The sequence below is a fragment of the Arthrobacter sp. UYCu723 genome, from assembly GCF_054059215.1.
In genome coordinates this window covers 2,413,909-2,435,444 of the sequence record NZ_JBSSBW010000001.1, presented here as the reverse complement: position 1 = coordinate 2,435,444, position 21,536 = coordinate 2,413,909, and the positions used below count along the sequence as shown (strand labels likewise).

At 66.9% G+C, this 21,536-nt stretch carries 23 protein-coding genes; 7 read left to right on the top strand and 16 right to left on the bottom strand.

The window, feature by feature from the left end; translation table 11 throughout:
- Positions 1–184: 184 nt before the first annotated feature.
- The 5 genes from ccsB to ACVWZ8_RS11410 are packed head-to-tail and all read right to left on the bottom strand — an operon-like array spanning position 185 to position 5,220.
- Complete coding sequence (gene ccsB, locus ACVWZ8_RS11430; RefSeq protein WP_456504698.1) at positions 185–1,303, bottom strand: c-type cytochrome biogenesis protein CcsB; 1,119 nt, start codon at positions 1,301–1,303, stop codon at positions 185–187.
- Complete coding sequence (gene resB, locus ACVWZ8_RS11425) at positions 1,303–3,171, bottom strand: cytochrome c biogenesis protein ResB (RefSeq protein WP_456504697.1); 1,869 nt, start codon at positions 3,169–3,171, stop codon at positions 1,303–1,305. The genes ccsB and resB overlap by 1 nt, the downstream gene beginning before the upstream one ends.
- Complete coding sequence (locus ACVWZ8_RS11420; RefSeq protein WP_426979199.1) at positions 3,171–3,926, bottom strand: cytochrome c biogenesis CcdA family protein; 756 nt, start codon at positions 3,924–3,926, stop codon at positions 3,171–3,173. The genes resB and ACVWZ8_RS11420 overlap by 1 nt, the downstream gene beginning before the upstream one ends.
- A 14-nt stretch (positions 3,927–3,940) precedes the next feature.
- The gene (locus tag ACVWZ8_RS11415; RefSeq protein WP_426979200.1) at positions 3,941–4,552 is read right to left on the bottom strand and encodes a TlpA family protein disulfide reductase; all 612 of its coding nucleotides are present in this window, start codon (positions 4,550–4,552) and stop codon (positions 3,941–3,943) included.
- A gap of 2 nt (positions 4,553–4,554) precedes the next feature.
- Entirely contained in the window at positions 4,555–5,220 is a 666-nt protein-coding gene (locus ACVWZ8_RS11410; protein WP_456504696.1) for a histidine phosphatase family protein, read from the bottom strand.
- Between the two features lie 209 nt (positions 5,221–5,429).
- Between ACVWZ8_RS11410 and ACVWZ8_RS11405 the strand changes: the two genes are divergently transcribed.
- The 3 genes from ACVWZ8_RS11405 (at position 5,430) to ACVWZ8_RS11395 (ending at position 7,920) form a co-directional block, all read left to right on the top strand.
- Positions 5,430–5,978: a YceI family protein gene (locus ACVWZ8_RS11405; protein WP_456504695.1), complete on the top strand. Its 549-nt coding sequence runs from the start codon at positions 5,430–5,432 to the stop codon at positions 5,976–5,978.
- Between the two features lie 187 nt (positions 5,979–6,165).
- Positions 6,166–6,909 (top strand): hypothetical protein, encoded by a 744-nt coding sequence (locus ACVWZ8_RS11400; protein ID WP_456504694.1) that lies wholly within the window; start codon positions 6,166–6,168, stop codon positions 6,907–6,909.
- A gap of 225 nt (positions 6,910–7,134) precedes the next feature.
- Positions 7,135–7,920, top strand: coding sequence for a hypothetical protein (locus tag ACVWZ8_RS11395; RefSeq protein WP_456504693.1), 786 nt, complete (start codon positions 7,135–7,137; stop codon positions 7,918–7,920).
- A 51-nt stretch (positions 7,921–7,971) separates the two neighbouring features.
- Here the strand turns inward: ACVWZ8_RS11395 and ACVWZ8_RS11390 are convergent, their stop codons facing one another.
- Entirely contained in the window at positions 7,972–8,667 is a 696-nt protein-coding gene (locus tag ACVWZ8_RS11390; protein ID WP_456504692.1) for a redox-sensing transcriptional repressor Rex, read from the bottom strand.
- 74 nt (positions 8,668–8,741) lie between these two features.
- Positions 8,742–9,014 (bottom strand): glutaredoxin family protein, encoded by a 273-nt coding sequence (locus ACVWZ8_RS11385; protein ID WP_426979206.1) that lies wholly within the window; start codon positions 9,012–9,014, stop codon positions 8,742–8,744.
- 108 nt (positions 9,015–9,122) lie between these two features.
- Between ACVWZ8_RS11385 and ACVWZ8_RS11380 the strand changes: the two genes are divergently transcribed.
- A complete protein-coding gene (locus ACVWZ8_RS11380) occupies positions 9,123–9,941 on the top strand; it encodes an HAD family hydrolase (RefSeq protein ID WP_426979207.1) in 819 nt (272 codons plus the stop codon).
- Between the two features lie 226 nt (positions 9,942–10,167).
- Here ACVWZ8_RS11380 and ACVWZ8_RS11375 read toward each other — a convergent pair whose 3' ends face one another.
- From ACVWZ8_RS11375 to ACVWZ8_RS11360, 4 genes are all read right to left on the bottom strand, one after another.
- Positions 10,168–10,266 carry a 30S ribosomal protein bS22 gene (locus ACVWZ8_RS11375; RefSeq protein WP_003792170.1) on the bottom strand — a complete coding sequence of 33 codons (99 nt, stop codon included), beginning with the start codon at positions 10,264–10,266 and terminating at the stop codon, positions 10,168–10,170.
- 191 nt (positions 10,267–10,457) lie between these two features.
- A complete protein-coding gene (locus ACVWZ8_RS11370) occupies positions 10,458–10,670 on the bottom strand; it encodes a helix-turn-helix domain-containing protein (RefSeq protein WP_354244270.1) in 213 nt (70 codons plus the stop codon).
- 177 nt (positions 10,671–10,847) lie between these two features.
- The gene (locus ACVWZ8_RS11365; protein WP_426979208.1) at positions 10,848–11,960 is read right to left on the bottom strand and encodes a 3-deoxy-7-phosphoheptulonate synthase; all 1,113 of its coding nucleotides are present in this window, start codon (positions 11,958–11,960) and stop codon (positions 10,848–10,850) included.
- A gap of 245 nt (positions 11,961–12,205) precedes the next feature.
- Positions 12,206–12,895, bottom strand: a complete 690-nt coding sequence (locus ACVWZ8_RS11360; protein WP_426979209.1) for a FadR/GntR family transcriptional regulator — start codon at positions 12,893–12,895, stop codon at positions 12,206–12,208.
- A 120-nt stretch (positions 12,896–13,015) separates the two neighbouring features.
- On the opposite strand from ACVWZ8_RS11360, the gene ACVWZ8_RS11355 reads away from it, so the two are divergent.
- Positions 13,016–14,341, top strand: coding sequence for an alpha-hydroxy acid oxidase (locus ACVWZ8_RS11355; protein ID WP_426979210.1), 1,326 nt, complete (start codon positions 13,016–13,018; stop codon positions 14,339–14,341).
- A 35-nt stretch (positions 14,342–14,376) separates the two neighbouring features.
- Here ACVWZ8_RS11355 and ACVWZ8_RS11350 read toward each other — a convergent pair whose 3' ends face one another.
- Entirely contained in the window at positions 14,377–14,937 is a 561-nt protein-coding gene (locus ACVWZ8_RS11350) for an ArsR/SmtB family transcription factor (protein WP_426979211.1), read from the bottom strand.
- Between the two features lie 78 nt (positions 14,938–15,015).
- Positions 15,016–16,239, bottom strand: coding sequence for an acetoin utilization protein AcuC (locus ACVWZ8_RS11345; RefSeq protein ID WP_426979212.1), 1,224 nt, complete (start codon positions 16,237–16,239; stop codon positions 15,016–15,018).
- 103 nt (positions 16,240–16,342) lie between these two features.
- Here ACVWZ8_RS11345 and ACVWZ8_RS11340 point away from each other — a divergent pair, with 103 nt between their 5' ends.
- Together ACVWZ8_RS11340 and ACVWZ8_RS11335 are read left to right on the top strand one after the other, a co-directional pair.
- Positions 16,343–17,773 carry a TrkH family potassium uptake protein gene (locus ACVWZ8_RS11340; RefSeq protein WP_426979213.1) on the top strand — a complete coding sequence of 477 codons (1,431 nt, stop codon included), beginning with the start codon at positions 16,343–16,345 and terminating at the stop codon, positions 17,771–17,773.
- Between the two features lie 40 nt (positions 17,774–17,813).
- Positions 17,814–18,452 (top strand): potassium channel family protein, encoded by a 639-nt coding sequence (locus ACVWZ8_RS11335; RefSeq protein WP_426979745.1) that lies wholly within the window; start codon positions 17,814–17,816, stop codon positions 18,450–18,452.
- 15 nt (positions 18,453–18,467) lie between these two features.
- Here the strand turns inward: ACVWZ8_RS11335 and proC are convergent, their stop codons facing one another.
- The 3 genes from proC to ACVWZ8_RS11320 all read right to left on the bottom strand — a co-directional run bounded on the left by proC (position 18,468) and on the right by ACVWZ8_RS11320 (position 21,427).
- Positions 18,468–19,301: a pyrroline-5-carboxylate reductase gene (gene proC / locus ACVWZ8_RS11330; RefSeq protein ID WP_426979214.1), complete on the bottom strand. Its 834-nt coding sequence runs from the start codon at positions 19,299–19,301 to the stop codon at positions 18,468–18,470.
- Positions 19,302–19,732: 431 nt separating this feature from the next.
- Entirely contained in the window at positions 19,733–21,073 is a 1,341-nt protein-coding gene (locus ACVWZ8_RS11325) for an RNA polymerase sigma factor (protein WP_456504691.1), read from the bottom strand.
- 12 nt (positions 21,074–21,085) lie between these two features.
- Positions 21,086–21,427, bottom strand: a complete 342-nt coding sequence (locus ACVWZ8_RS11320; RefSeq protein WP_456504690.1) for a YciI family protein — start codon at positions 21,425–21,427, stop codon at positions 21,086–21,088.
- Positions 21,428–21,536: the final 109 nt, after the last annotated feature.

The window sequence follows — 21,536 nt, the reverse complement described above, 5'->3', positions numbered from 1 at the left end:
ATGGAGTGCATGCTGGCGGGATGTAACCAAAGCATCCTTGGCCGAACCCCACCACACCCGACCAAAGAACACGTCCCGCCCGGCACCCATCTGACACGAATGGCCGCCAAGCAGGGTTCCTTAGCGGCCTTCTGTGGCGAATCGCGGAGCTGCGGCCCGGGACAGCCGCCTGCGCAACGGAGGTCTACAGCCCCGAGTAGGAGTGCAGGCCGTTGAAGAACTGGTTCACAATCGTGAAGTTGAAGACCACGCAGAGGTAGCCGACAATCGACAGCCAGGCGGCACGGGTTCCGGTCCAGCCGCGCGTGGCGCGGGCGTGCAGGTAGCCGGCGTAGACCACCCAGATCACGAACGTCCAGACTTCCTTGGTGTCCCAGCCCCAGAAGCGGCCCCAGGCCTTCTCGGCCCAGATGGCACCGAACATGAGCGTGAAGGTCCAGCCGACGAAAGCGATGGCGTTGATCCGATAGGACAGGTTCTCCAGGCTGAGCGCGGACGGAACCAGACGCATGAAGCCCAGCTTGTCCGCGCCGCCGGCTGCGACAGTCTTCTGCCGGTGTGCCTGGACCAGCTGCAGCGCGGACATCGCGAAGGTCAGGGTGAAGAGCGCTGAGGAGATCACCGCGATGGAAACATGGATGATCAGCCAGTAGCTCTGCAATGCGGGAACAAGGTGGCCGACGGGCGTCCAGAAGGCCACGGCGGCCGCAACCAGCATGATGATTGCCAGGCCGATCACGAACGTGCCCAGGAAGCGGAGGTCGCGCCGGATCAGTACCAGCAGGAAGACCGCCACGGCCACGAATGCGCCGGTGGTCAGGAATTCGTACATATTCCCCCACGGCACCCGGCCTGCACCAAGTGCCCGCGTGATGACGCCGGCCGCGTGGATCGCCGCGCCAAGCACGGTCACGGCGACGGCGACCCGGGCCGGGACGCGGCGCTCGGTCGCGTAGCGCATACCGCCGTCGGCCGTGTGGCCGATCCCGGCGCTGTTCCCGGGCACGGCCCGCGAGAGGGACGACGACGGGCGCTCGGAACGGCCGACAGGCCCGGCCACGTCCGAATCGGCGCGGTCAACAGCGCCCGAAGCCGCCCCTACGCCGGCACCTACCGGAACACGGGCTGCCTCAGGGCTGGTGGCACCCGAGAGCTCGGCAGCCTTGAGGTCCACGGCGCGCAATACCTTGCTGCTCTTGGCCAGGTCCCAGGCGAAGGCGATGAACGCCACCGTGTAGGTGCCCGCCGCGAGGAGCATGAACAGCTCGCTGTACTGGCCCATGGTTTCGTTGATGGGGAACATTACTGATCCTTCTTTGACTCAGGCGAGCCGGCCGATGACGGGATGAAGTCTGTTGCGAGATGGTCCGGGGAGGCCTGCTCTCGGCTGGCACCGGGCACGTCCGCATCCGCCCGGTCATTATCCGTCTTTCCGCTGGGAGCTGACTGGGAACCCGTTGCCGAACCGGCGCCGGACGCCCCGGTGCCCGGATCGAGCAACTCCCATTCGTCCGCCAGCAGCGCCCGGATCCTGGCGGCTTCGCCGGCGAGCCGGTGGTCCTCGCCGCGGGCCAGGAGTCCGTATTCGACCATCGTGCGGCCGTCCGCGTGAGTTCCGGTCCGCACCCAGACGCGGCGGCGGTTCACGTAGAGCGAGGTGACCAGGCCGGCGACCGCCAAAAGCGCGAAGATCAGGGCGTAGAGCTGGCCCGGGTTGTGGTGGATGTCCACGCCGACGTAGCGCTTCACGCCATCGAAGCTGATGGATCCCTTGCCATCCGGCAGGGTTTGGGTGGTTCCCGGCGTCAGGACGATGCCCTTGGTGTCCAGATTCCGGGCGTTGAGCGGCGTCAGTTTCTTGACGTCGAGCTCGAAGACGTTCTGCGGGGCGCCGTCGTTCAGGCCGAGGTCGCCGAAGTACGAGTTCAGGGTCAGCTGCGGGTTGATCAGCTCCGGATCGCCGCTGAAGGACACGCCCTGGTCGGTGACGAAGGCCGTGGGGAGGAAGAAGCCGGCAAAGGCAAGCTGTTCCGGCTTGGCGTCGGGGACCTTGATGACCACCGAAGAGTAGTAGTTGTCGCCCTGGAGCTTGGCGACCACCGGGCCCTGCATGGCGACGTTGCCGGCGGCGTCGCGGATGGTGACGATTGGGGCGTAGCCGTTGCCGGTGAGATACATGCTGGTGCCGCCAAGGGTGAGGGGATCATTGACCTTGAGCACCTCCTTCTTGGCGGGCGCGTCCGGGGATTCCTTCGTGGTCACGTCGGCCTTGAAGTCGATGGGCTGGCCAAACTTACCCTTCGATTCGCGGTCGAAGGTGATCTGGAACTTGTCCAGCTGGACCGAATACGGCTCCAGCCGGCTGCTCTGGAAGTTGGTGCCCGGGGTGAACTGGTCGTAGCCGACCAGCGTGTTCACGAAAGTGTCCCCTTCCACCAGGATCCGCTGCCCGCTGTACCCGAAGAGGCCGCCGATCGCGACGGAGACCAGCACGCCGATCAGCGAGGTGTGGAAGAGGAGGTTGCCGACTTCACGCAGGAAGCCCCGCTCCGCCCCCAGCGACGGCCGCGCGCCGTCGCGGTCCCGGACATCGACGCGGTAGCCGCGCTTCTTCAGCAGTTCGGCCGCCTCGGTGATGGCGCGCGACGCCGGGATCCCGGCGTCGGCGGGGATCACGAGAGTGCCGTACTCCGGCAGCCGGGAGAGCCGGGCAGGCGTGCGCGGCGGCTGGGAGCGCATGGCCTTGTAATGCGCAATGGCCCGGGGAACGACGCAGCCGATCAGGGAGATGAACAGCAGGATGTAGATCGCGGAGAACCAGGCCGAGGAGTACACGTCATACAGCTGCAGCGTGTCCAGGAGCTTGCCGTAGTCCGGGTGGTCCTTGATGTACTGCGTGACGATTGACGGGTTGGCGGGCCGCTGCGGGAACAGCGAGCCGGGCACCGCCGCGACCGCGAGCATCAACAGGAGGAACAAGGCCGTGCGCATGCTGGTCAGCTGGGTCCAGGCCCAGCGGAGCATGCCCAGCGGGCCGAGCACCGGAAGAACAGCTTCCGCCTTTGCGGTGGATACAGCATCCGCGGTGGGCTTGGCAGCCGGAACGGGCTTGCCGTCCGGCATGGTGCCGGGGGCCGGGGACTTCTTGTCTACGTTCACTCGCTCGCTCATCAGATCGGCAATTTCACATCGGTTTGGAACCAGTACTGCAACCCGGAGACCCAGGTCCCCCACACTCCGCTGGCCATCAGCAGCCCCAGCACAATCAGGATGCCGCCGCCGGTGCGCTGGATCGCGAGCCGGTGTTTGCGGAAGAAGGACATCACGCCGATGCCGCGGCGCACGGCCAGGGCGATCAGCAGGAACGGAATGCCCAGGCCAAGGCTATACACGAAGGCCAGGAAGGCGCCCTTGGCCGCGGAGGATCCGCCGGAGAGGCTCAGGAGCTGGACCGCGGAATAGGTGGGCCCAATGCACGGCGCCCAGCCAAGGCCGAAGGTGATACCCAGCAACGGCGCACCCCACAGACCGGCCGGCGGCCTGGCATGGATTTTGGCATCGCGCTGGAGCCAGCCGAAGCCGCCCATGAACACGACGCCCATGATGATCACCAGCACGCCGAGCAGCTGAGTGATCCATTTGTTCTCCGAACCGGTGATCAGTGTCCCCAGCTGCCCGAATGCCCCGCCGAGCAGCACGAATATCACCGAGAAGCCCAGGACGAAGAGCCCGATGCCGGCCAGCATGCGGCCGCGCTTCTGCTTCTGGAGGTCGACGCCGGTCAGCCCGGTGACGTAGCCCAGATAGCCCGGGACGAGCGGCAGCACGCAGGGCGAGAGGAACGAGACGAATCCGGCCAGCAGCGCCACCGGGATGGCCAGCAGGAGCGAACCATTCAGGATGGCTTCGGCGAAGGGGCTGTTCACGGTGGGGCCGTCCGCTACTCGGCCACGGCAGCGGCAATGAGGGACTTGAGGGTCCCCCTCTGGATTTCGCCGAGGACACGGGAAGCTACCCGGCCCTGCTTGTCCAGCACCAGCGTGGTGGGGACGGCTCCCGGCGGCACGAGTCCGGACACGGCCAAAAGCACGGCGCCGTCCTTGTCGTTGAAGCTCGGGTAGGTGAGGTTGAACGTCTTGTCGAACGCATCCGCGGTGGCCTTCTCGTCACGGAGGTTTACACCATAGAACTGCACACCCTGGTCCTTGAACTCCTGGTGCAGGGCCTCCAGCGAGGGCGCTTCCACCCGGCACGGGGCGCAGGCGGCGAACCAGAAGTTGAGCACGGTGACTTTGCCCTGGAAGTCCTCCGGCGCGACGGCCGTGCCGTCAAAGAGCGTCCCCTTGAAACCGACCGGGGTCTTCCGGTCCGCGACGGCGAACTCCGTCACCGAACCGTCACCGGCCACGTAGTTCTTGTTGTCGCCGGCCTTGGCCTGCTTCGCCAAGGCATCTTCCTGGGCGCAGCCGGAGAGCCCCAGCACGACGGCGAGCGCCGCACCGCCTGCTGTCAGGACGCTGCGGCGAGAGAGTGGTCCGTTCCGGTCGCTCATGCTCAGGCTCCCGGGGTGCTGGACGCACCGGGCAGGAGGGCGGCTGCGGGCTCGCTGTACTCAACGCGCACAAGGCTGCCGGCGTCGTCGAACACCAGCGACGTGACCGAGGTAAGGGTGCATTCCCGCTTGCGTGGGTCGTGCCAGAGGGGCCTGTCTTCGGCGCTGAGCCGGGTGGCCCAGATGGGCAGCTGATGGCTGACAAGGATGGCTTCGGCGCCGTCGCCGCCGAGTTCGATGGCCCGCAACCGTGCGTCCTGGACGGCGGCGATGACCCGGGCGGCCTGGTCCTTGTACGGCTCGCCCCAGGAGGGCCGGAACGGGTTGCGCAGCATCGGCCAGTGCTTCGGCTTCAGGATTTCCGCCTTGCTGACGTGGAGCCCCTCGAAGTAGTTGGCGGCCTCGATGATCCGCGCATCGGTGGTGATCTCGAGGCTGAGCGCCTCGGAGATGGGCTGTGCCGTCTCCTGCGCGCGGATCAGCGGAGAGGCTGCCAGATGGACTATGTTCGCCCCCTGCGCGGACCGCTCCCTGAAGTGCTCCGCCAGCGTCCGGGCCATCTCCCGGCCGAGCTCGGAGAGGTGGAACTCCGGCAGCCTGCCGTACAGGATGCCGTCGGGATTGTTGACCTCGCCGTGGCGGAGCAAATGAACAGTGGCTTGGGGCATGTGTACCAGTTTCTCAAAGGGCAGGGGCAATGACGAAATCTTCTACAAGAAGTAGAACTCAAGTGTTGTGAAAAATGTTCCCCAGGGTTGGAATAAAAGATGCAAATGCATGTTTATACTGGGTGAAGCAGTTAGTTGAGACTTCAACAAATGAGGTTCAAGTGACGATCAGACTTAGTGCACCACCCACCCGACTCAAGGAGAACACCATGGCACTTCCCGCCAACATCACCACCGGCACCTGGACCCTCGACAACTCGCACAGCGAGATTGCCTTCACCGTCCGCCACGCGGGCATCAGCAAGGTCCGCGGCCAGTTCAAGGACGCCGAAGCCACCCTGGACCTCGCCGAGAACGTCGCCGACTCCAAGGTGAATGCCACCATCAAGACGGCGAGCTTCGACTCCGGCGACGTCAACCGCGACGGCCACGTCCGCGGCGAAGACTTCTTCGACGTCGAGAAGTTCCCGGAAATCTCCTTCGTCTCCAACAACATCGTCCCCAAGGGTGACGCCTACGAACTCCAGGGCGAACTCACCATCAAGGGTGTTACCCGCCCGGTGGCCCTTGAGACCGAGTTCAACGGCGTAGCTGTCGACCCGTTCGGCCTGACCCGCGCCGGCCTGTCCGCCGAGACCACCATCAGCCGCAAGGACTTCGGTCTGACCTGGAACGCAGTGCTGGACGCCGGCGGCGTGCTGGTCAGCGACAAGGTTGCCGTCAACCTCGAACTGGCTTTCATCGCCCCCGCAGCATAGTCAACGCCTGCAGCAGCACCCCGCTTCATCCCTGGGATGGGGCGGGGTGCTGTGCTTAAGCCGGGCGATGCCCCGGCGCCGGCTTCCGCCAGCGCTTTGGCGGACCCGCCCAGCCGAGTTCCGGCATGGTCCGCAACGGGCTGAAATTCCCTAGATTACGGCTGATTCGCGGTCTACAGTGAGAGCCATGAGCAACCCCGATGAGGTACCCCCGCCGCAGCAGCCGGGTGCCCAGCCTCCGCCGCCCAGCAATGTTCCGCCGACCGGTTCCGAACCACCCCTGGCCAGCCCGCCGGCCGCGCAGGGCTACCAGCCGCCGCAGGCGTACCAGCCGCCGGGTCAGCAGGGCTACCAGCCGCCGCAGGCGTACCAGCCACCGCAGGCGTACCCGCCGCCGGGGCTGCAGCCCTACCAGCCGCCGCAGCAGCCTGCGTCCCCTGGAGGTTTCCGCTTCGAGATGCCCACCGACAGGCCCCGGAACTTCAACGATGTCATGCCCCGGGGCGGCTTCTCCAGCATGTTCAGCGTCACGGGAATGCCGACCGAGTTGAAGGTGTCCTACTGGGTCTGGCTGATCGGAGGCCTCCTTGGCCTGCTGGGAGGCGTTGTCGGCCTGTTCGGGTCCTTCGTCCTTCTGGCCGTCGTTCCAGGCATTGGCATTGTGGTGCTTCTACTGGTGCTGGTGGCACTCGCGCTGGCCGCCGCCCAGATCATCCTGGCCATGAAGATGAAGGAAGGCCGGGAATGGGCCCGCTTCGCCCTCACCATCGTTGCCGGAGTGTCCCTGCTGCTGGCCATCATCAGCGCCAGCGCCGCGGACGGCCGGAACGGCAGCAGTTGGCCGGGCTTCATCATCAGCCTCGCGGCCACCGTATTGATGTGGCTGCCCAATTCACAGGCCTGGTTCGAGTCACTGCGAGGCCGCGTCTGACCCGCCGTCCGGCAAGAGCACGCAGCGGGAGGCCGCGGCGGCGTGCCCGCCCCGCCGCGGCCTCCCAGCGGCCGGAGTCCGCCGTCGAAACGGGGCTGAGAATACCTCTCCGGAATGATCCGCACGGCGGCCCGCCCGCTGTACGGTTGAACTAGACCATGCTGGGGGCAGGGCAGGATTACTGGTCCCGGTAGCCGATCCAGTTCGACACACAAAGGACCGACCATGAGTATTCCTCCAGTCCCGCCGTCAAACCCGGACGGCCCCGCCCCGGGCGATCAGCCGGCCCCCGGCTACGGCCAGAACGAGCCGCAGTACGGCCAGCAGGCACCCCCGGCGCCGCAGTACGGCCAGCAGGCACCCCCGGCCCCGCAGTACGGCCAGAACGAGCCGGAATACGGCCAGCAGGCCCCCGCGGCGCCGCAGTACGGCCAGCAGGCCCCCGGCTACGGGGCCCCGCAATACGGCCAGCAGGCCCCCGGCTACGGGGCACCGCAGTACGGCCAGTCCCCCTATGCCCAGTACCCCGCCGGCCAGCAGCAGGCGCCCGGCGGTGTGCCCAAGCTCGTCAACACCGCCTTCTGGCTGATCGTCGCCTCCGGAGCGGTGTGGCTGCTCTCGCTCCTGCTGGCCATCTTCACGCTGGACACCCCGGCGGTGCGGAACATGTTCGAAGAGCAGATGGCGGCAGGCGGCGCCCAGGTCAACTTCAGCGAGATCAAGCCCATCCTCGTCGGCACCATTGTGGTCTTCGCCGTGATCAGTGCCGGCCTCTATGCCCTCGTTGCCTTCAACGTCCGCAAGGGTAAGAACTGGGCGCGCATCCTGGGCACGGTCCTCGCCGCACTCTCGATTGTCAGCCTCTTCCCGCTGAGCATCGGCACCCTGGCAGTGCTTGCCGGCATTGCGGCAATCGTGATGCTGTATCTGCCGGCGACGTCCCCTTACTTCCGAAAGCACCAGCCTTTCGCAAATCCCTACGGGCAGCCTGGCAACCCGTTCGGTAAATAGTCCGCAAGGCACCAGCGCCCAGGGCACGGGAACCGGAAAGATTGGCTGAAACTAGACAGCATCTTCCGGATCCTGCGCCCTTTGTGCATGGTAGGCGAGGATCTGGAGCTCGGTTGCCATGTCCACCTTGCGGAGGTTGACTCCGGGCGGAACCTGCAGCATCACCGGGGCAAAACTGAGGATGCTCCGCACGCCGGCGGCAATGACACGGTCGCACACGCTCTGCGCCACCGCGGCCGGAAGAGCCAGGACCACCATATTGGCGCCCGTCCGCTGCAGGACCGGCTCGAGGTCTGCCGCGTCGCTGACCCGCAGCCAACCCACCTCGCTGCCCACCACCATCTGGTCGGCATCGAAAATCGCCACAATGTCGAATCCGCGGGATTCAAAGCCGCCGTACCGGGCAAGGGCCTTGCCCAGGTTGCCGGCCCCGACGATCGCGACCTTCCAGTCGTGCGTCAGTCCCAGGGCGGCGGCAATATTCCGGTTCAGGTATTGAACCTCGTAGCCCACGCCGCGCGTCCCGTAGGACCCCACGTAGGACAGGTCCTTGCGGAGGGTCGACGGACTGACGCCGGACGCCTCGGCCAGGGACTCGGAGGAGACGCGGTCCACTCCATCGGCCAGCAACGTCGTGAGGGCGCGCAGATAGATCGTCAGCCGTGCCACGGCCGCGGGCGGAATCTGCTTGGCGGCAGTCCCGGCTCCCCCGGGCACAGCCTCGGGGGATGAATCCAGCGAAGTCACTATCTGCTCCATTGCGTCGCGTTGTGGTTCCCACTCTAAAGCCCCCGCAGTTCAGCCAACAAAGCAGTCGCGTCTCAGGGCTGCGTGTCCAGCACCCGCCGCAGGGTCCGGGCCAGGCGGACTTCATCGATCTTCCAGAAGTCGCGCTGGACGCCGTCGACCAGCACCACGGGGATCTCCTCCGCGAAGCGCTCACGCAACGCCGCATCGTCATCCACCGATTGCTCCGTCCAGCCGATCCCCAGGGCGGCGGTGACGCGCCCGACGGCGGCGCGCGCCTCGGCGCAGAGGTGGCAGTCAGCTTTGGTGATCAGAACGACATCGGGGAGGGGCGCAGGCTTGGGCATGGTTCCACGGTAGCCCGGCCGGCCGGCCTGCGTCGAAGCGCGGCCCTTACTGCCCCGTCCTCGATCCGCGCGACGGGAGCCCGCCGCGGCATTGACTAGACTCGATGCATGCCTGAGGAGAAGTACGTCGCTGTGGCCACGCAGCCTGTTGCATCATCGCAGCACGGCGAAGCCGCCTTTTTCGACGTCGACAACACCCTCATGAAGGGCGCCAGCCTGTTCCATGTGGCCCGCAAGATGCACCAGCGCGGGGCCTTCACCATCCCGCAGGCGGCCGGGTTCGCCTGGAAGCAGCTCATGTTCGTGCTGCGCGGCGAAAACATGGACGACGTGCACGCCGTCCGCGACTCTGCCCTAACGCTGGCGTCCGGTTTCACGGTCGAAGACGTCGAGGCGCTCGGCGAAGAAGTCTACGACGAAATGATCGAATCCCGGATCTGGCCGGGAGCCAAGGCCCTGGCCGAACAGCACCTCAGGGTGGGCCGCCGGGTCTGGCTCGTGACAGCGACACCGATCGAGGTCGCCACAGTGATCGCCTCCCGGCTGGGACTCACGGGAGCCCTTGGCACTGTCGGCGAGATTCTGGATGGCTCGTACACCGGCCGGCTGGTGGGCGATATCCTGCATGGCCCGGCCAAGGCCGTGGCCGTCCTCGAGATCGCCCGGGCCGAAGGCCTGGACCTCAACCGGTGCTGGGCTTACAGCGATTCGCACAATGACATTCCGCTGCTGAGCATGGTGGGGCACCCCGTGGCCATCAACCCTGACTCCCGGCTGCGCCGCCATGCCCGCGAGCACAACTGGCCGGTCTACGATTTCCGCTCCGGACGACGGGCCGCCACACTGGGCCTCAAGGCTGCCACGGTCGGAGGGGCGATCTACGGCCTCTGGCGGGGCTTCTCCCGCTTCCGCGGCCCCACGCGCTGACCACGCTCTTTCCCAACTGCGCCCTCAACTGCGCCGCTCTGGCGCTGCCTATCCCATCCGGCGCTACGGATCCGGTCGGCGGCGGTGTGGATCCCGGCCGCCTGCGCCCGGATCTGGCCGCGTGCGCCCGGATCTGGCCGCGTGCGCCCGGATTCGCAGCGAAAAACGCAAAAGAAAATGCCCGCCGCCTGGAAGGCAACGGGCATCTCACGCAGTCGAAGTATTGCTACTTCTTATTGCGGCGCTGGTGGCGCGTCTTGCGAAGCAGTTTGCGGTGCTTCTTCTTGGCCATACGCTTGCGACGCTTCTTAATAACTGAACCCACGAAAGTTCCTTACCGGCTAGATGTAGTACCTGCCTGTTGGGAAGGGTCCGCGGGCTAAGCAGCAGACTGTACAACTGACAGGTTCTTACAATGACGTAAAACGTTCCTTAACAGGGTACCGCCTATCCGGGGCACACCACGACCGCAGCCCCGGTACAGCGCCCGCGGCCGGGTATTCGATTCAATAAGACTCAGGCGGTTTCCGTATGTCCGTCGACCACGGCACCCTTGAGGTACTTTTCGACGGCGTTTTCCGGCACCCGATACGAGCGGCCGAAACGGACAGCGGGCATCTCGCCGGAGTGAACGAGACGATACACGGTCATTTTCGACACTCGCATTAGTTCCGCGACTTCGGCCACGGTCAAGAAGCGTGCGTTGGAGAAGTTTGCCTCCGGAGACATCTCTATTCCTTTTACTCAAGCGAACGGCAGCCCATCTGAATGACATGGCGGTGTGCCGATGCTGAGCCATCTAACAACCATGTGTTAGTAACTCTAGGTGCTCGTGGTGCCAATGTGAAAGGTTTCGCAGGAAACCCTACGGACTTTCCGCAGGATAACGGCAAAGATTGCAGGGCCCTACCCCTTCGTGCGACGTATCCGGGCCGACGCAGCCAGCTGCCCGAGGACCGATACCGTCACGTCCCAGTCCATGCAGGCATCCGTGACACTCTGGCCGTAGACCAGTCCGTCACTCCCTGCCGCATGCGCCGCGACGTCGAGGTTCTGCGCCCCTCCGACGAGGAAGCTCTCCAGCATGACGCCGGCAATGGCCCCTGCCGACGGTCCCGCGTTCTCCAGCTGGGAACCGATCTCCAGAGCCACCTCGGCCTGGCGGTGGTGGTTCTTGCCGCTGTTGGCGTGGCTCGCGTCCACGATCAGTCGCGGATTCAACAGCCGCGCGGCAAGCGTGGCGGAGGCGGCCTCGACGTCGGCGGCGGAGTAGTTGGGGCCCTTGCGTCCACCACGAAGGATGATGTGGGCGTCGGGATTGCCGGCGGTGGAGACGAGCGCGGCCCGGCCCTCGCCGTCGATCCCGAGGAATGCCTGGGCCGCACCGGCGGCGCTGCACGCGTCCAGGGCGACCTGGAGGTCGCCGTCGGTCCCGTTCTTGAAGCCGATCGGCATGGACAGCCCGGAGGCGAGCTGCCGGTGGATCTGGCTTTCCGTGGTGCGCGCCCCGATGGCTCCCCAGGAGACGAGGTCCGCCATGTACTGGGGGCTGATCGGCTCGAGGAATTCGGTGGCGGTGGGCAGGCCGAGGGCCGTGACCTGCTGCAGGAACCGGCGGGCCGCACGCAGCCCGGCGGCGATGTCGTGGCTGCCGTCGAGCCGGGGATCGTTGATCAGGCCCTTCCAGCCCACCGTGGTGCGGGGCTTCTCGAAGTACGTGCGCATCACGATCAGCAGGTCTTCCCGGTGCTTCTCGGCCTGGCTGACCAGCCGGCGGGCGTACTCCAGCCCGGCCCTGGGGTCGTGGATGGAGCAGGGTCCGACGATCACCAGCAGGCGGTCATCGACGCCGTCCATGATGGCCCGGACCTCGTCCCGGCCGCGGCCGACGACGTCGGCGGTGCGGGTGTCCAGCGGCAGTTCAGCCATCACGGCCTGCGGGGAGGGCAGCGGGGTGAACTCGCTGACGCGGAGATTGGAGGTGGACTGCTGGGATTCGTGGGCTGCTTCGATGCTCATGTTCGGGTCCTGTTCCGGGGTGCGGAGCGGGCCCTGATCAGAACCCGCCGAGAAATGGCGAAGGGCAGAGAATGATCTCTGCCCTGTTGGCTCTGAAGGAAGGTTGGACGTGTCAGTTAGACGCGGGCCCCTCCAGAGCCAACGAAAAATACGCATACCAACGGTTTGTCATAACCCCGACCATAGCCGTGGAGTTGCCTCCGCGGCAAAATCCGGCACGTAACATTCAATCGCAGCCTGCGGGATCAGCCGGCGGAGCCCAGCCCGGCCTCCGCGTAGTAGCCCTCGATGTGGTCCGCCACCAGCTGCGCGGCGCGGCCGCCGTCGTGGTTGGTGATGGCCGAAAGAATGTCCCGATGTTCCGCACGGAGCCGGGCCGCGGTGGCGTTCCAGTCCGGAAGGTTGCCGGTGAGCCGGCCGGCATAGTCCTGGATGGCTTCGCGGAGGGAACCCATCATGGCGCTGACCACAGCGTTTCCCGCGGCATCCGCCAACGCCAGATGGAAACGGACGTCCAGGGAGAGGAACGCCTCGGTGTCGGCGCAGGTGTCCATCTGTTCCAGCAGCCGTGCCGCCTCGACGAGCGCGGGCGACTCCGGCCGGGCCCGGGAAGCGGCCCAGGATTCCAGCAGCACCCGCGTCTCCACGATGTCGTTTACGGGCAGGTGCGAGGTGGCCACGTGCAGGCGGAGCGCGGAGCCGAGGGCCGCGGTCGGGTCGGCGATGACCACGGTCCCCGCGTCCGGTCCGGAACCTACGCCGGCGCGGAGCACGCCCATGGCCTCAAGGACCCGGATGGCCTCGCGGACGGAGGTGCGGGAGACCTTGAGCTGCTCTGCAAGCGAGCGCTCGGCCGGAAGCCGTCCACCCAGGGCAAGCTGACCATTGGAGAGCTGCCCCTCGATCCATTGCACGACAAGCTGGTGGGTGCGCATGGGCCAATCGTACTTGATGTGGTTGGACCACACGCCTAGACTGTGGTTGGACCACACCCCGGTGACGTTTCGCCGGGGAACCGAACCATCCAGGAACACGAGACCTGCCCGGAGGCAGCAATGACGCAGACGATCGAGCCCGGCAACCCCGAGGCGCCCCGCACGCCGGCAGGCACCAGGCCGTCCAGCCGCACCGCCGGTGGGGCCGGGACCATTCCGGCGGCACTGAAGCGACGCGTTCCGAAGTACTCGGACCTCGCTCCGCTGATGCAGTTCAAGAAGCCCGAATTCAGCCGCGCTGCGAAGCTCCGTCGCGCCAGCACCATCTGGGATCTGCGTGACATGGCCAAGCGCCGCACGCCGCAGGCCCCGTTCGACTACACCGACGGTGCCGCCGAAGCCGAAATCACGCTGCGCCGGGCGCGCCAGGCGTTCCTGGACATCGAGTTCCGGCCCGGCATCCTGCGGGATGTCTCGAGCGTCGACCTCGGCACCGAGATCCTGGGCCGGCCGTCCAGGCTGCCGGTGGGGATCGCGCCCACGGGCTTTACCCGGATGATGCAGTCCGAGGGCGAGTACGCCGGTTCCCGGGCCGCCGCGGCGGCCGGCATCCCGTACACGCTCTCCACGATGGGTACGGCGTCCATCGAGGACGTCGCCGCCGCCGCACCCGACGGCCGGAACTGGTTCCAGCTCTACCTGTGGACGGACCGGGACCGTTCCCTTGAACTTATCGAACGCGCCGCCAAGGCCGGCAACGACACACTCATGGTCACCGTGGACACCGCCGTCGCCGGCGCCCGCCTCCGCGATGTCCGCAACGGCATGACCATCCCGCCCGCGCTCACCATCAAGACCGTGCTGGATGCGTCCTACCGCCCGGCGTGGTGGTTCAACTTCCTTACCCACGAGCCGCTGACGTTCGCGTCGCTCTCGCGCTACACCGGGACCGTGGCGGACCTCATCAACTCCATGTTCGATCCGACGCTCACCTTCGACGACCTCGACTGGCTGCGTGAAACGTGGAAGGGCAAGCTGGTGGTCAAGGGTATCCAGACCGTGGACGACGCCCGCAAGGTGGTGGACCACGGTGCGGACGGCATCATCCTGTCCAACCACGGCGGACGCCAGCTGGACCGCGCCCCGATCCCGTTCCACCTGCTGCCCGAGGTTTCCGCCGCGTTCAAGGCGGACAACAGCGACGCCGCCATCATCCTGGACACCGGCATCATGAGCGGCGCGGACATCATCGCCGCCCTGGCCCTCGGCGCGGACTTCACGCTGATCGGCCGGGCCTACCTGTACGGGCTCATGGCCGGCGGCCGGGCCGGCGTGGACCGGGCGATCCAGATCCTGGAGACGGACATGCTCCGCACCATGGCCCTGCTGGGCGTCAGCCGGATCTCAGAGCTGAACCCGGACCACGTCCGGCTGCTCGGCAAGTAGCCCGCTGACCCCGTTCCGAAAAGCCCACCCGAGGGTTACTTCTTCCGGCCGAATTTTGGCAGGTTGGCCAGCAGGTCGGCGGCCTTCGTCGCTGCGCGGCCGACGGTGCGACCGATCTGTTGCGGCATTCTGTCCTCGCCAGCCGGGCCGACGGGGAGAACAACGGCCGGACTCAGCGGGCTGTCGGCGGTGCGGCCGGCCAGGGCGGCGGCGACCGGCTGCGGCGCAGCAGTGACAGCAACTGTCGCGGCCGCGGCAGCAGCCAGGCTGTCCGGGCCGGGCTGGGGCCGGACCTCGGGGACCCTCACCGGTGCCGCCTCAGGCGTTGCCGTGGTGCCGACGTCGAACGTCTCCAGCCAACTGGCGATGCCGGCCAGGGGTTTGGAGTTCAGGGCGTAGTACCGCTTCTGGCCCTGGGCGCGCATGCTTACGAGATCCGCTTCGCGGAGAACTTTGAGATGTTTGGAAATGGTGGGCTGGCTTGCCGCAAGCTCCTGGACCAGTTCCCCCACTGCCTTGTCCCCCTTGCGGAGGGCCATCAGAATGTCACGCCGGGTTGCCTCGGCAATGACGGCAAATACGTCGTCTGTCACCATGCCCTCCACACTAGCGACATATACGCCGGATGGCATCCACTATTTCCGCGGCCCGCTGCCGGGAGCGTGCCGGACCCGTCAGTCGAACCAGGGGTCCAGCCCGTAGAGCGGAAACACTTCCTTGCGGGTCGCCATCACGGTGCGGTCCACTTCGTCGTTAGGGTCGAAGCCGACCTCCCAGGAGCGCCACCACAGGTCGACGTCGTCCCCCATGGACTCGGGCGGTTCCACGCCGTACTTCGCCCCGTATTTCTCCCGCACGTAGCGGCGCCAGTCCTCCGGGACCGGGGTGCGGAGCGGGATGGGCCTGCCGGCCGCGATCGCGATCAGGTGGCTCCAGGACCGCGGGACCACGCTGATGACGTTGTAGCCGCCGCCGCCGGTGGAGATCCATCGGTTGTCGCAGTACCGTGCCGCGAGATTACCGACGGCGGTGGCCGCCTCGCGCTGGCCGTCCACGCTGATGTTCAGGTGGGTCAGCGGATCCAGCCGGTGCGAGTCGCAGCCGTGCTGGCTGACGATCACCTCCGGCTCAAAGGCGCCGACCAGTTGGGGCACCACCGCATGGAAGGCGCGGAGCCAGCCGGCGTCGCCGGTGCCGGCCGGGAGCGCAACGTTCACGGCGCTGCCCTGGGCGTTCGGTCCGCCGATCTCGTTGGCGAAGCCGGTGCCCGGGAAGAGTGTCAGTCCGGTCTCGTGCAGGGAAATGGTCAGGACCCGGGGATCGTCCCAGAAGATGCTTTGCGTGCCGTCGCCGTGGTGGGCGTCGACGTCGATGTATGCGACCCGCTGTACGCCGCCGTCGAGCAGCCGCTGGATGGCGAGGGCGGCGTCGTTGTAGATGCAGAAGCCGCTCGCCCGCTCGCGCGAGGCGTGGTGCATGCCCCCGCCGAAGTTCACCGCGCGGACCGCACTGCCGTCCAGGATCGCGGCGGCGGCCAGGAGGGAGCCACCGGCCAGCCGGGCGCTGGCCTCGTGCATGCCGGCAAACGCAGGGTCGTCCTCGGTGCCGAGTCCGCGCTGCACGTCTTGAGTTTCGGGATCCGCGCTGACGCGCCTGACGGCGGCGACGAAGCCGGGGCTGTGGACTGTGGTGAGCTCCTCGTCGGACGCCACCTCCGGTGCAGCGACGGTGACGTGGCCCAGCTCCAGCAGCCCGAGGCTGCCGGCCAGCCGCGCCGTGAGCTCCATCCGCTCCGGCGCCATCGGGTGGCTGTGGCCGAAATTGTAGGCGGTCATGTCCGGGTCCCACACCACGGTCGTCGGCAATGCGGTCGGGGCGAGTCCGGGCAGGTATGTCATCAATCACAGGCTACCGGAGCGTGGTGGCCCCACTCCCCGTCATTGCGCGGGGTTTAGTGGTTTACTACTGAGGGAAGCAGTTTCAACCGAGGAAAAGCCACACATGACGCAAAGCCAGTCGAGGTCCACGAGCCCGGCCAGCTGGCACCCCGGAACTCCGGAGCGGGACGGCCTGTGGATCTTCACCCGCGTGCGCGACTTCATCGACAACATCGCGAACACGTCGCCGGCCCGCCTCGCGCTGACAACGTTCGCCGTGGTGATCCTGATTTTCACCGCGCTGCTCTCACTCCCGGTGTCCTCCGCCACGGGCGAGCCCACGCCGCTGCACCAGGCCCTGTTCACCGCGGCGTCCGCCGTCTGCGTCACCGGGCTGACCGTGGTCTCCACGGCCGCGCACTGGTCCTTCTTCGGCCAGCTCGTCATTCTCATCGGCATTTTCGTGGGCGGCCTGGGAATCCTTACCCTGGCGTCGCTGCTCTCGCTCATGGTCAGCAAGAGACTCGGAGTCCGCGGCAAGCTGATCGCCCAGGAGGCCATGAACGCCGGTCGGCTCGGCGAGGTGGGTACCCTGCTCCGGATCGTCATCACCACCTCCGTCGTCATCGAGGGAGCCCTCGCGGTACTCCTGGTCCCCCGGTTCCTGACCCTGGGTGACCCGTTTTGGCAGTCCGTCTGGCACGGCATTTTCTACGCGATTTCGGCGTTCAACAATGCCGGCTTCACCCCTCACTCTGACGGTATCGTCCCCTATGAGACCGACCTGTGGATCCTCATCCCGCTCATGACCGGCGTCTTCCTCGGCAGCCTTGGCTTCCCCGTGGTCATGGTCCTCCAGCAGAACGGCCTGAACTGGAAGAAGTGGAACCTGCACACCAAGCTCACCATCCAGGTCTCCTTCATCCTCCTCGCCGCAGGCACCGTGCTCTGGGGGCTGATGGAGTGGGAAAACATGCGGACCATCGGCGGCATGAGCCTCGGAGACAAGATCACGCACTCGCTCTTTGCCTCCGTGATGACCCGCTCGGGAGGCTTCAACCTGGTGGACCAGAACCACATGGATTCCACCACAATGCTGCTGACCGATGCCCTGATGTTTGCCGGCGGCGGTTCGGCATCTACGGCCGGCGGTATCAAGGTGACCACGATCGCCGTAATGTTCCTGGCGATCGTTGCGGAGGCACGCGGCGATTCGGACGTGAAGATCTACGGACGCACCATCCCGGAGGGGACCATGCGGGTGGCCATCTCGGTCATCGTCGCCGGCGCCACCCTGGTCTCCGTCTCGGCGTTCCTGCTCCTGCAGATCAGCGGCGCGTCCTTGGACCGTGTGCTGTTTGAAACCATTTCCGCTTTCGCCACCGTCGGGCTGAGCACCAACCTCAGTGCCGAGCTGCCGCCCTCGGGCGTTTACGTCCTCGCCGCCCTGATGTTCGCCGGACGCGTCGGGACCGTCACCCTTGCCGCGGCGCTGGCCCTGCGCCAGCGCAGCCAGCTGTACCACTACCCGGAAGAGAGACCGATCATTGGCTAATTCCTCAGGCGCCGTCAACCGGCCCGCCCACAACGCACCCGTGCTGGTGATCGGGCTGGGCCGCTTCGGCGCATCCACCGCCGAGCAGCTGGTCAAGCAGGGCCGCGAAGTGCTCGCCATTGAACGCGACCGGAACCTGGTGCAGAAGTGGGCCAGCGTCCTGACCCACGTCGTCGAGGCCGATGCCACCAACATCGACGCGCTCCGCCAGCTCGGCGCCCAGGAGTTCAGTTCCGCCGTCTGTGGCGTGGGCACTTCGATCGAGTCCTCCGTGCTGATCACGGTCAACCTCGTGGACCTCGGGATCGAGCACCTCTGGGTCAAGGCGATCACCCCTTCGCACGGCAAGATCCTGACCCGGATCGGCGCCAACCACGTCATCTACCCGGAGGCTGACGCCGGTGTCCGCGCCGCACACCTGGTCTCCGGGCGCATGCTGGACTTCATCGAGTTCGACGACGACTTCGCGATCGTGAAAATGTACCCGCCGCGCGAAACCGTGGGCTTCACCCTGGACGAATCCAAGGTCCGCTCCAAGTACGGCGTCACCATTGTGGGCGTGAAGTCCCCGGGCGAGGACTTCACCTACGCGCGGCCGGAGACGAAGGTCTCCTCCCGGGACATGCTCATTGTTTCGGGCCACGTGGACCTGCTGGAGCGGTTCGCGGCGAGGCCGTAAGGCTGCGGCCCGGGGCTAGGCGAGCTGCTTCGTGATCTCCGCTGCGCGGGCGGCAGCGGCCCGGGCGCCGTCGGCAATAATCGCGGGAAGGCCGCGTTCGTCAAAGGTGGCAATGGCGCGTTCGGTGGTGCCGTTGGGGCTCGAGACTGCCTTGCGGAGCGCCGTCGGATCCGCGCCCGGCTCGGCCAGCATGGCGCCGGCCCCTGCGACGGTTTCACGAGCGATCAGCAGCGACAGTTCAGGGTCAAGTCCCAGTTCCACGCCGGCGGCGGCCATGGCCTCGGCCAGGTAGAACGCGTAGGCCGGGCCTGAGCCGCTGATCGCCGACAGCGCATCGACCTGGTCTTCGGGGATTTCGACGACGGTGCCGGCGGCGGCCAGGAGGTCCTTGGCCAGCTGGAGCTGCGCGGCGGAGCAGTTGGTGCCCGGCGACACGGAGACGACGCCGCGGCCCAGCTTCGCCGGGGTGTTGGGCATGGACCGGATCACGGGCTGGCCGGCCGGCAGGGCCGCTTCCAGCTGCTCGAGCGACACGGCGGCGGCGACGCTGATGACGATCGTGTCCGGTCCCAGCGAATCGCCGATCTCGCGGGCCAGATCAGCGATGCCCACGGGCTTAACACCCAGGATCACGACGTCGGAGCCGGTGGCCGCCTGTTTGTTGTTCTCCGGCTCTTCCTCGCCGGCGATGGCCGTGATGCCGTGGTGCCGTTCGGCAAGTTCGGCGGCCCGCACGGCGCGGCGGACCGTGGCGACGATGTCCGCCGGGTCGGTGCCGCCGGCGATCAGGCCGCCCATGATTGCCTCGTTCATTGACCCACAGCCCAGGAATGCGATTCGGTTGCTCATGCCCCCATCATTGCAGTCCGGCCCGATTCACAGCCAGCTCACATCCGCGGCGCAGCGTTCTCACAAACTGCGGGACTACCTTGGTAAGTACCTCATTGAGGGTGCGAGTGATACGGCAACCATGCGGATGGTTGCCCGGCACCGGTGGTTTGCAGCGGGTTTCCCCCATTTTCCCGCAGCGAACAGCCGGTGCCTTTGCCGTTAAACCGCACTTCGGCCGCGGCCCCCGGCTGGCGCCTCTCCCGGCGCCTCTCCGGGACGGACGCCAGCGAAATCAGCCTGCCAGCCAATGCACAGGTAAATCTGCTGAAACACCCAAGCTCGGCGTATAGCTTGGACAGTACCTCCTCAACCAAGGTGCGAGTGATGATAGTAGCGCCGGGCGGCCGCAGAAGAGATCCCCTAATTCCTTCTGCGGAGCCGCCCGGCGCTTACTCGTTTAACCCCGGAGGTTCCGCTCCGAGGCCCCGCAGCCGGCCCTCCAGAAATATCCGGTCCGTGACGTTCCCGGCCAGCTCCAGCGCAGAGCTGTAGGCCGCGGCGGCTTCGCCGAACTGGCGCAGCCGTACCAGGAAGTCGGCGCGGACGGCGTGGAAAAGGTAGTAGTTCTCCAGCCCAAGCCCGTCGACCAGCCGCAGCGCCTGTTCCGGCCCGTCCAGTTCGCCTACTGCGACGGCCCGGTTGAGAGCCACGACAGGTCCGGGCGCGACGTCGAGCAGCTGATCGTAGAGCCGCAGGATCTGCCCCCAGTCCGTCGCGGCGGCGTCGGCGGCGTCGCTGTGGACCGCGTTGATCGCCGCCTGCAGCTGGTACGCCCCGGGCTGGTTACGCCGCAGGCATTGCCGCACCAGCTCCTGGCCCTCGGCGATAAGCCTGCCGTCCCACAGCCGCCGGTCCTGGTCCGCCAACAGCACCAGGCCGCCCTCGGCGTCCCGACGCGAGGGGTCCAGCCTGGCCGCGCGCCGTGATTCGGTCAGCAGCATCAGGGCCAGCAGGCCCTTCACTTCGGCTTCGTCCGGCATCAGTGCGGCCAGCAGACGGCACAGCCTGATTGCCTCCCGGCACAGCTCCGATCGGATCGGACCGGCGCCGGAGCTGGGGCTGTAGCCTTCGTTGAAGATGAGGTAGATGACGGCGAGCACCGATTGCAGCCGCCCCGGCAGCTCAGCTCCTTGCGGCACCCGGTAGGGGATCCTCGCGTCCCGGATTTTCGCTTTGGCCCGGACCAGTCGCTGGGCCATGGTGGCCTCCGGAACCATGAAGGCGCTGGCGATCTCCGCCGTCGTCAGTCCGCCCAGAAGCCGCAGCGTCAGTGCCACCCGGACTGCCGAGTTGAGTGCCGGGTGGCAGCAGGTGAAAATCAGCCGCAGCCTGTCATCGGGCACCGCACCCTCCCCTGCCAATCCGTCCAGCAGCTGGTCTTCGGGCGAAGCTACCTCGGCGTCGCCCGTCCGGGCCGCCTGCAGCAGCGCAGCCCGGGCCTGCCGGCTGTCCCGGCTGGCTTCCCGCCGCAGCCGGTCGATGGCCCGGTTCCGGGCCGTCGCGATGATCCAGCCGGCCGGGCTTGGCGGCATACCCCCGGAGGGCCACCGCTGGACCGCGGCCGTGAAGGCGTCCTGGACAGCATCCTCAGCAATGTCGAGACTCCCGAAGATGCCGGTCAGGACCGCCACTGCCCGTCCGTACTCCTGCCGGAAGACCCGGGCGATGTCCACCCCCGGGGAGCGGATGTCCTCTCCGGCCGTTTCCGCGGGCTGACTGGCATCAACCATCTTGTGGGCCGCCTAATGTTGGATGGGCCGCACTTCGATGGGCAGGGTGGTGGCCCGGGCGAGCTTTCCAGCCCAGCCGAGCGCCGCGTCGAGGTCCGGTGCGTCGATGACGGTGAACCCGCCTAGGTGCTCTTTCCCCTCGGCGAACGGGCCGTCCGTGATCAGCACCTCGGTGCCCTGCCGCCGTACGACCGTGGCTGTGTCGGTGGGATGGAGCCCGGCCGCGAACACCCACACTCCCGCGGCCTTCATCTCGCGGTTCAGGACCTCAAGATCCGCCATGATAGGCGCCAGGATTTCCGGGTCCGGGGCCGGGCCGACGGGCTGATAAATGCTGAGCAGGTACTGTGCCATTGTGGTGTCCTCCTTGACGATCCGGCCGGCTCCGTACCGGCCCCTCACCTACTAAACGAATGGCGTGCGTCCGGATCGACACCGTCCCGTATCAGGATTCGACGTCGTC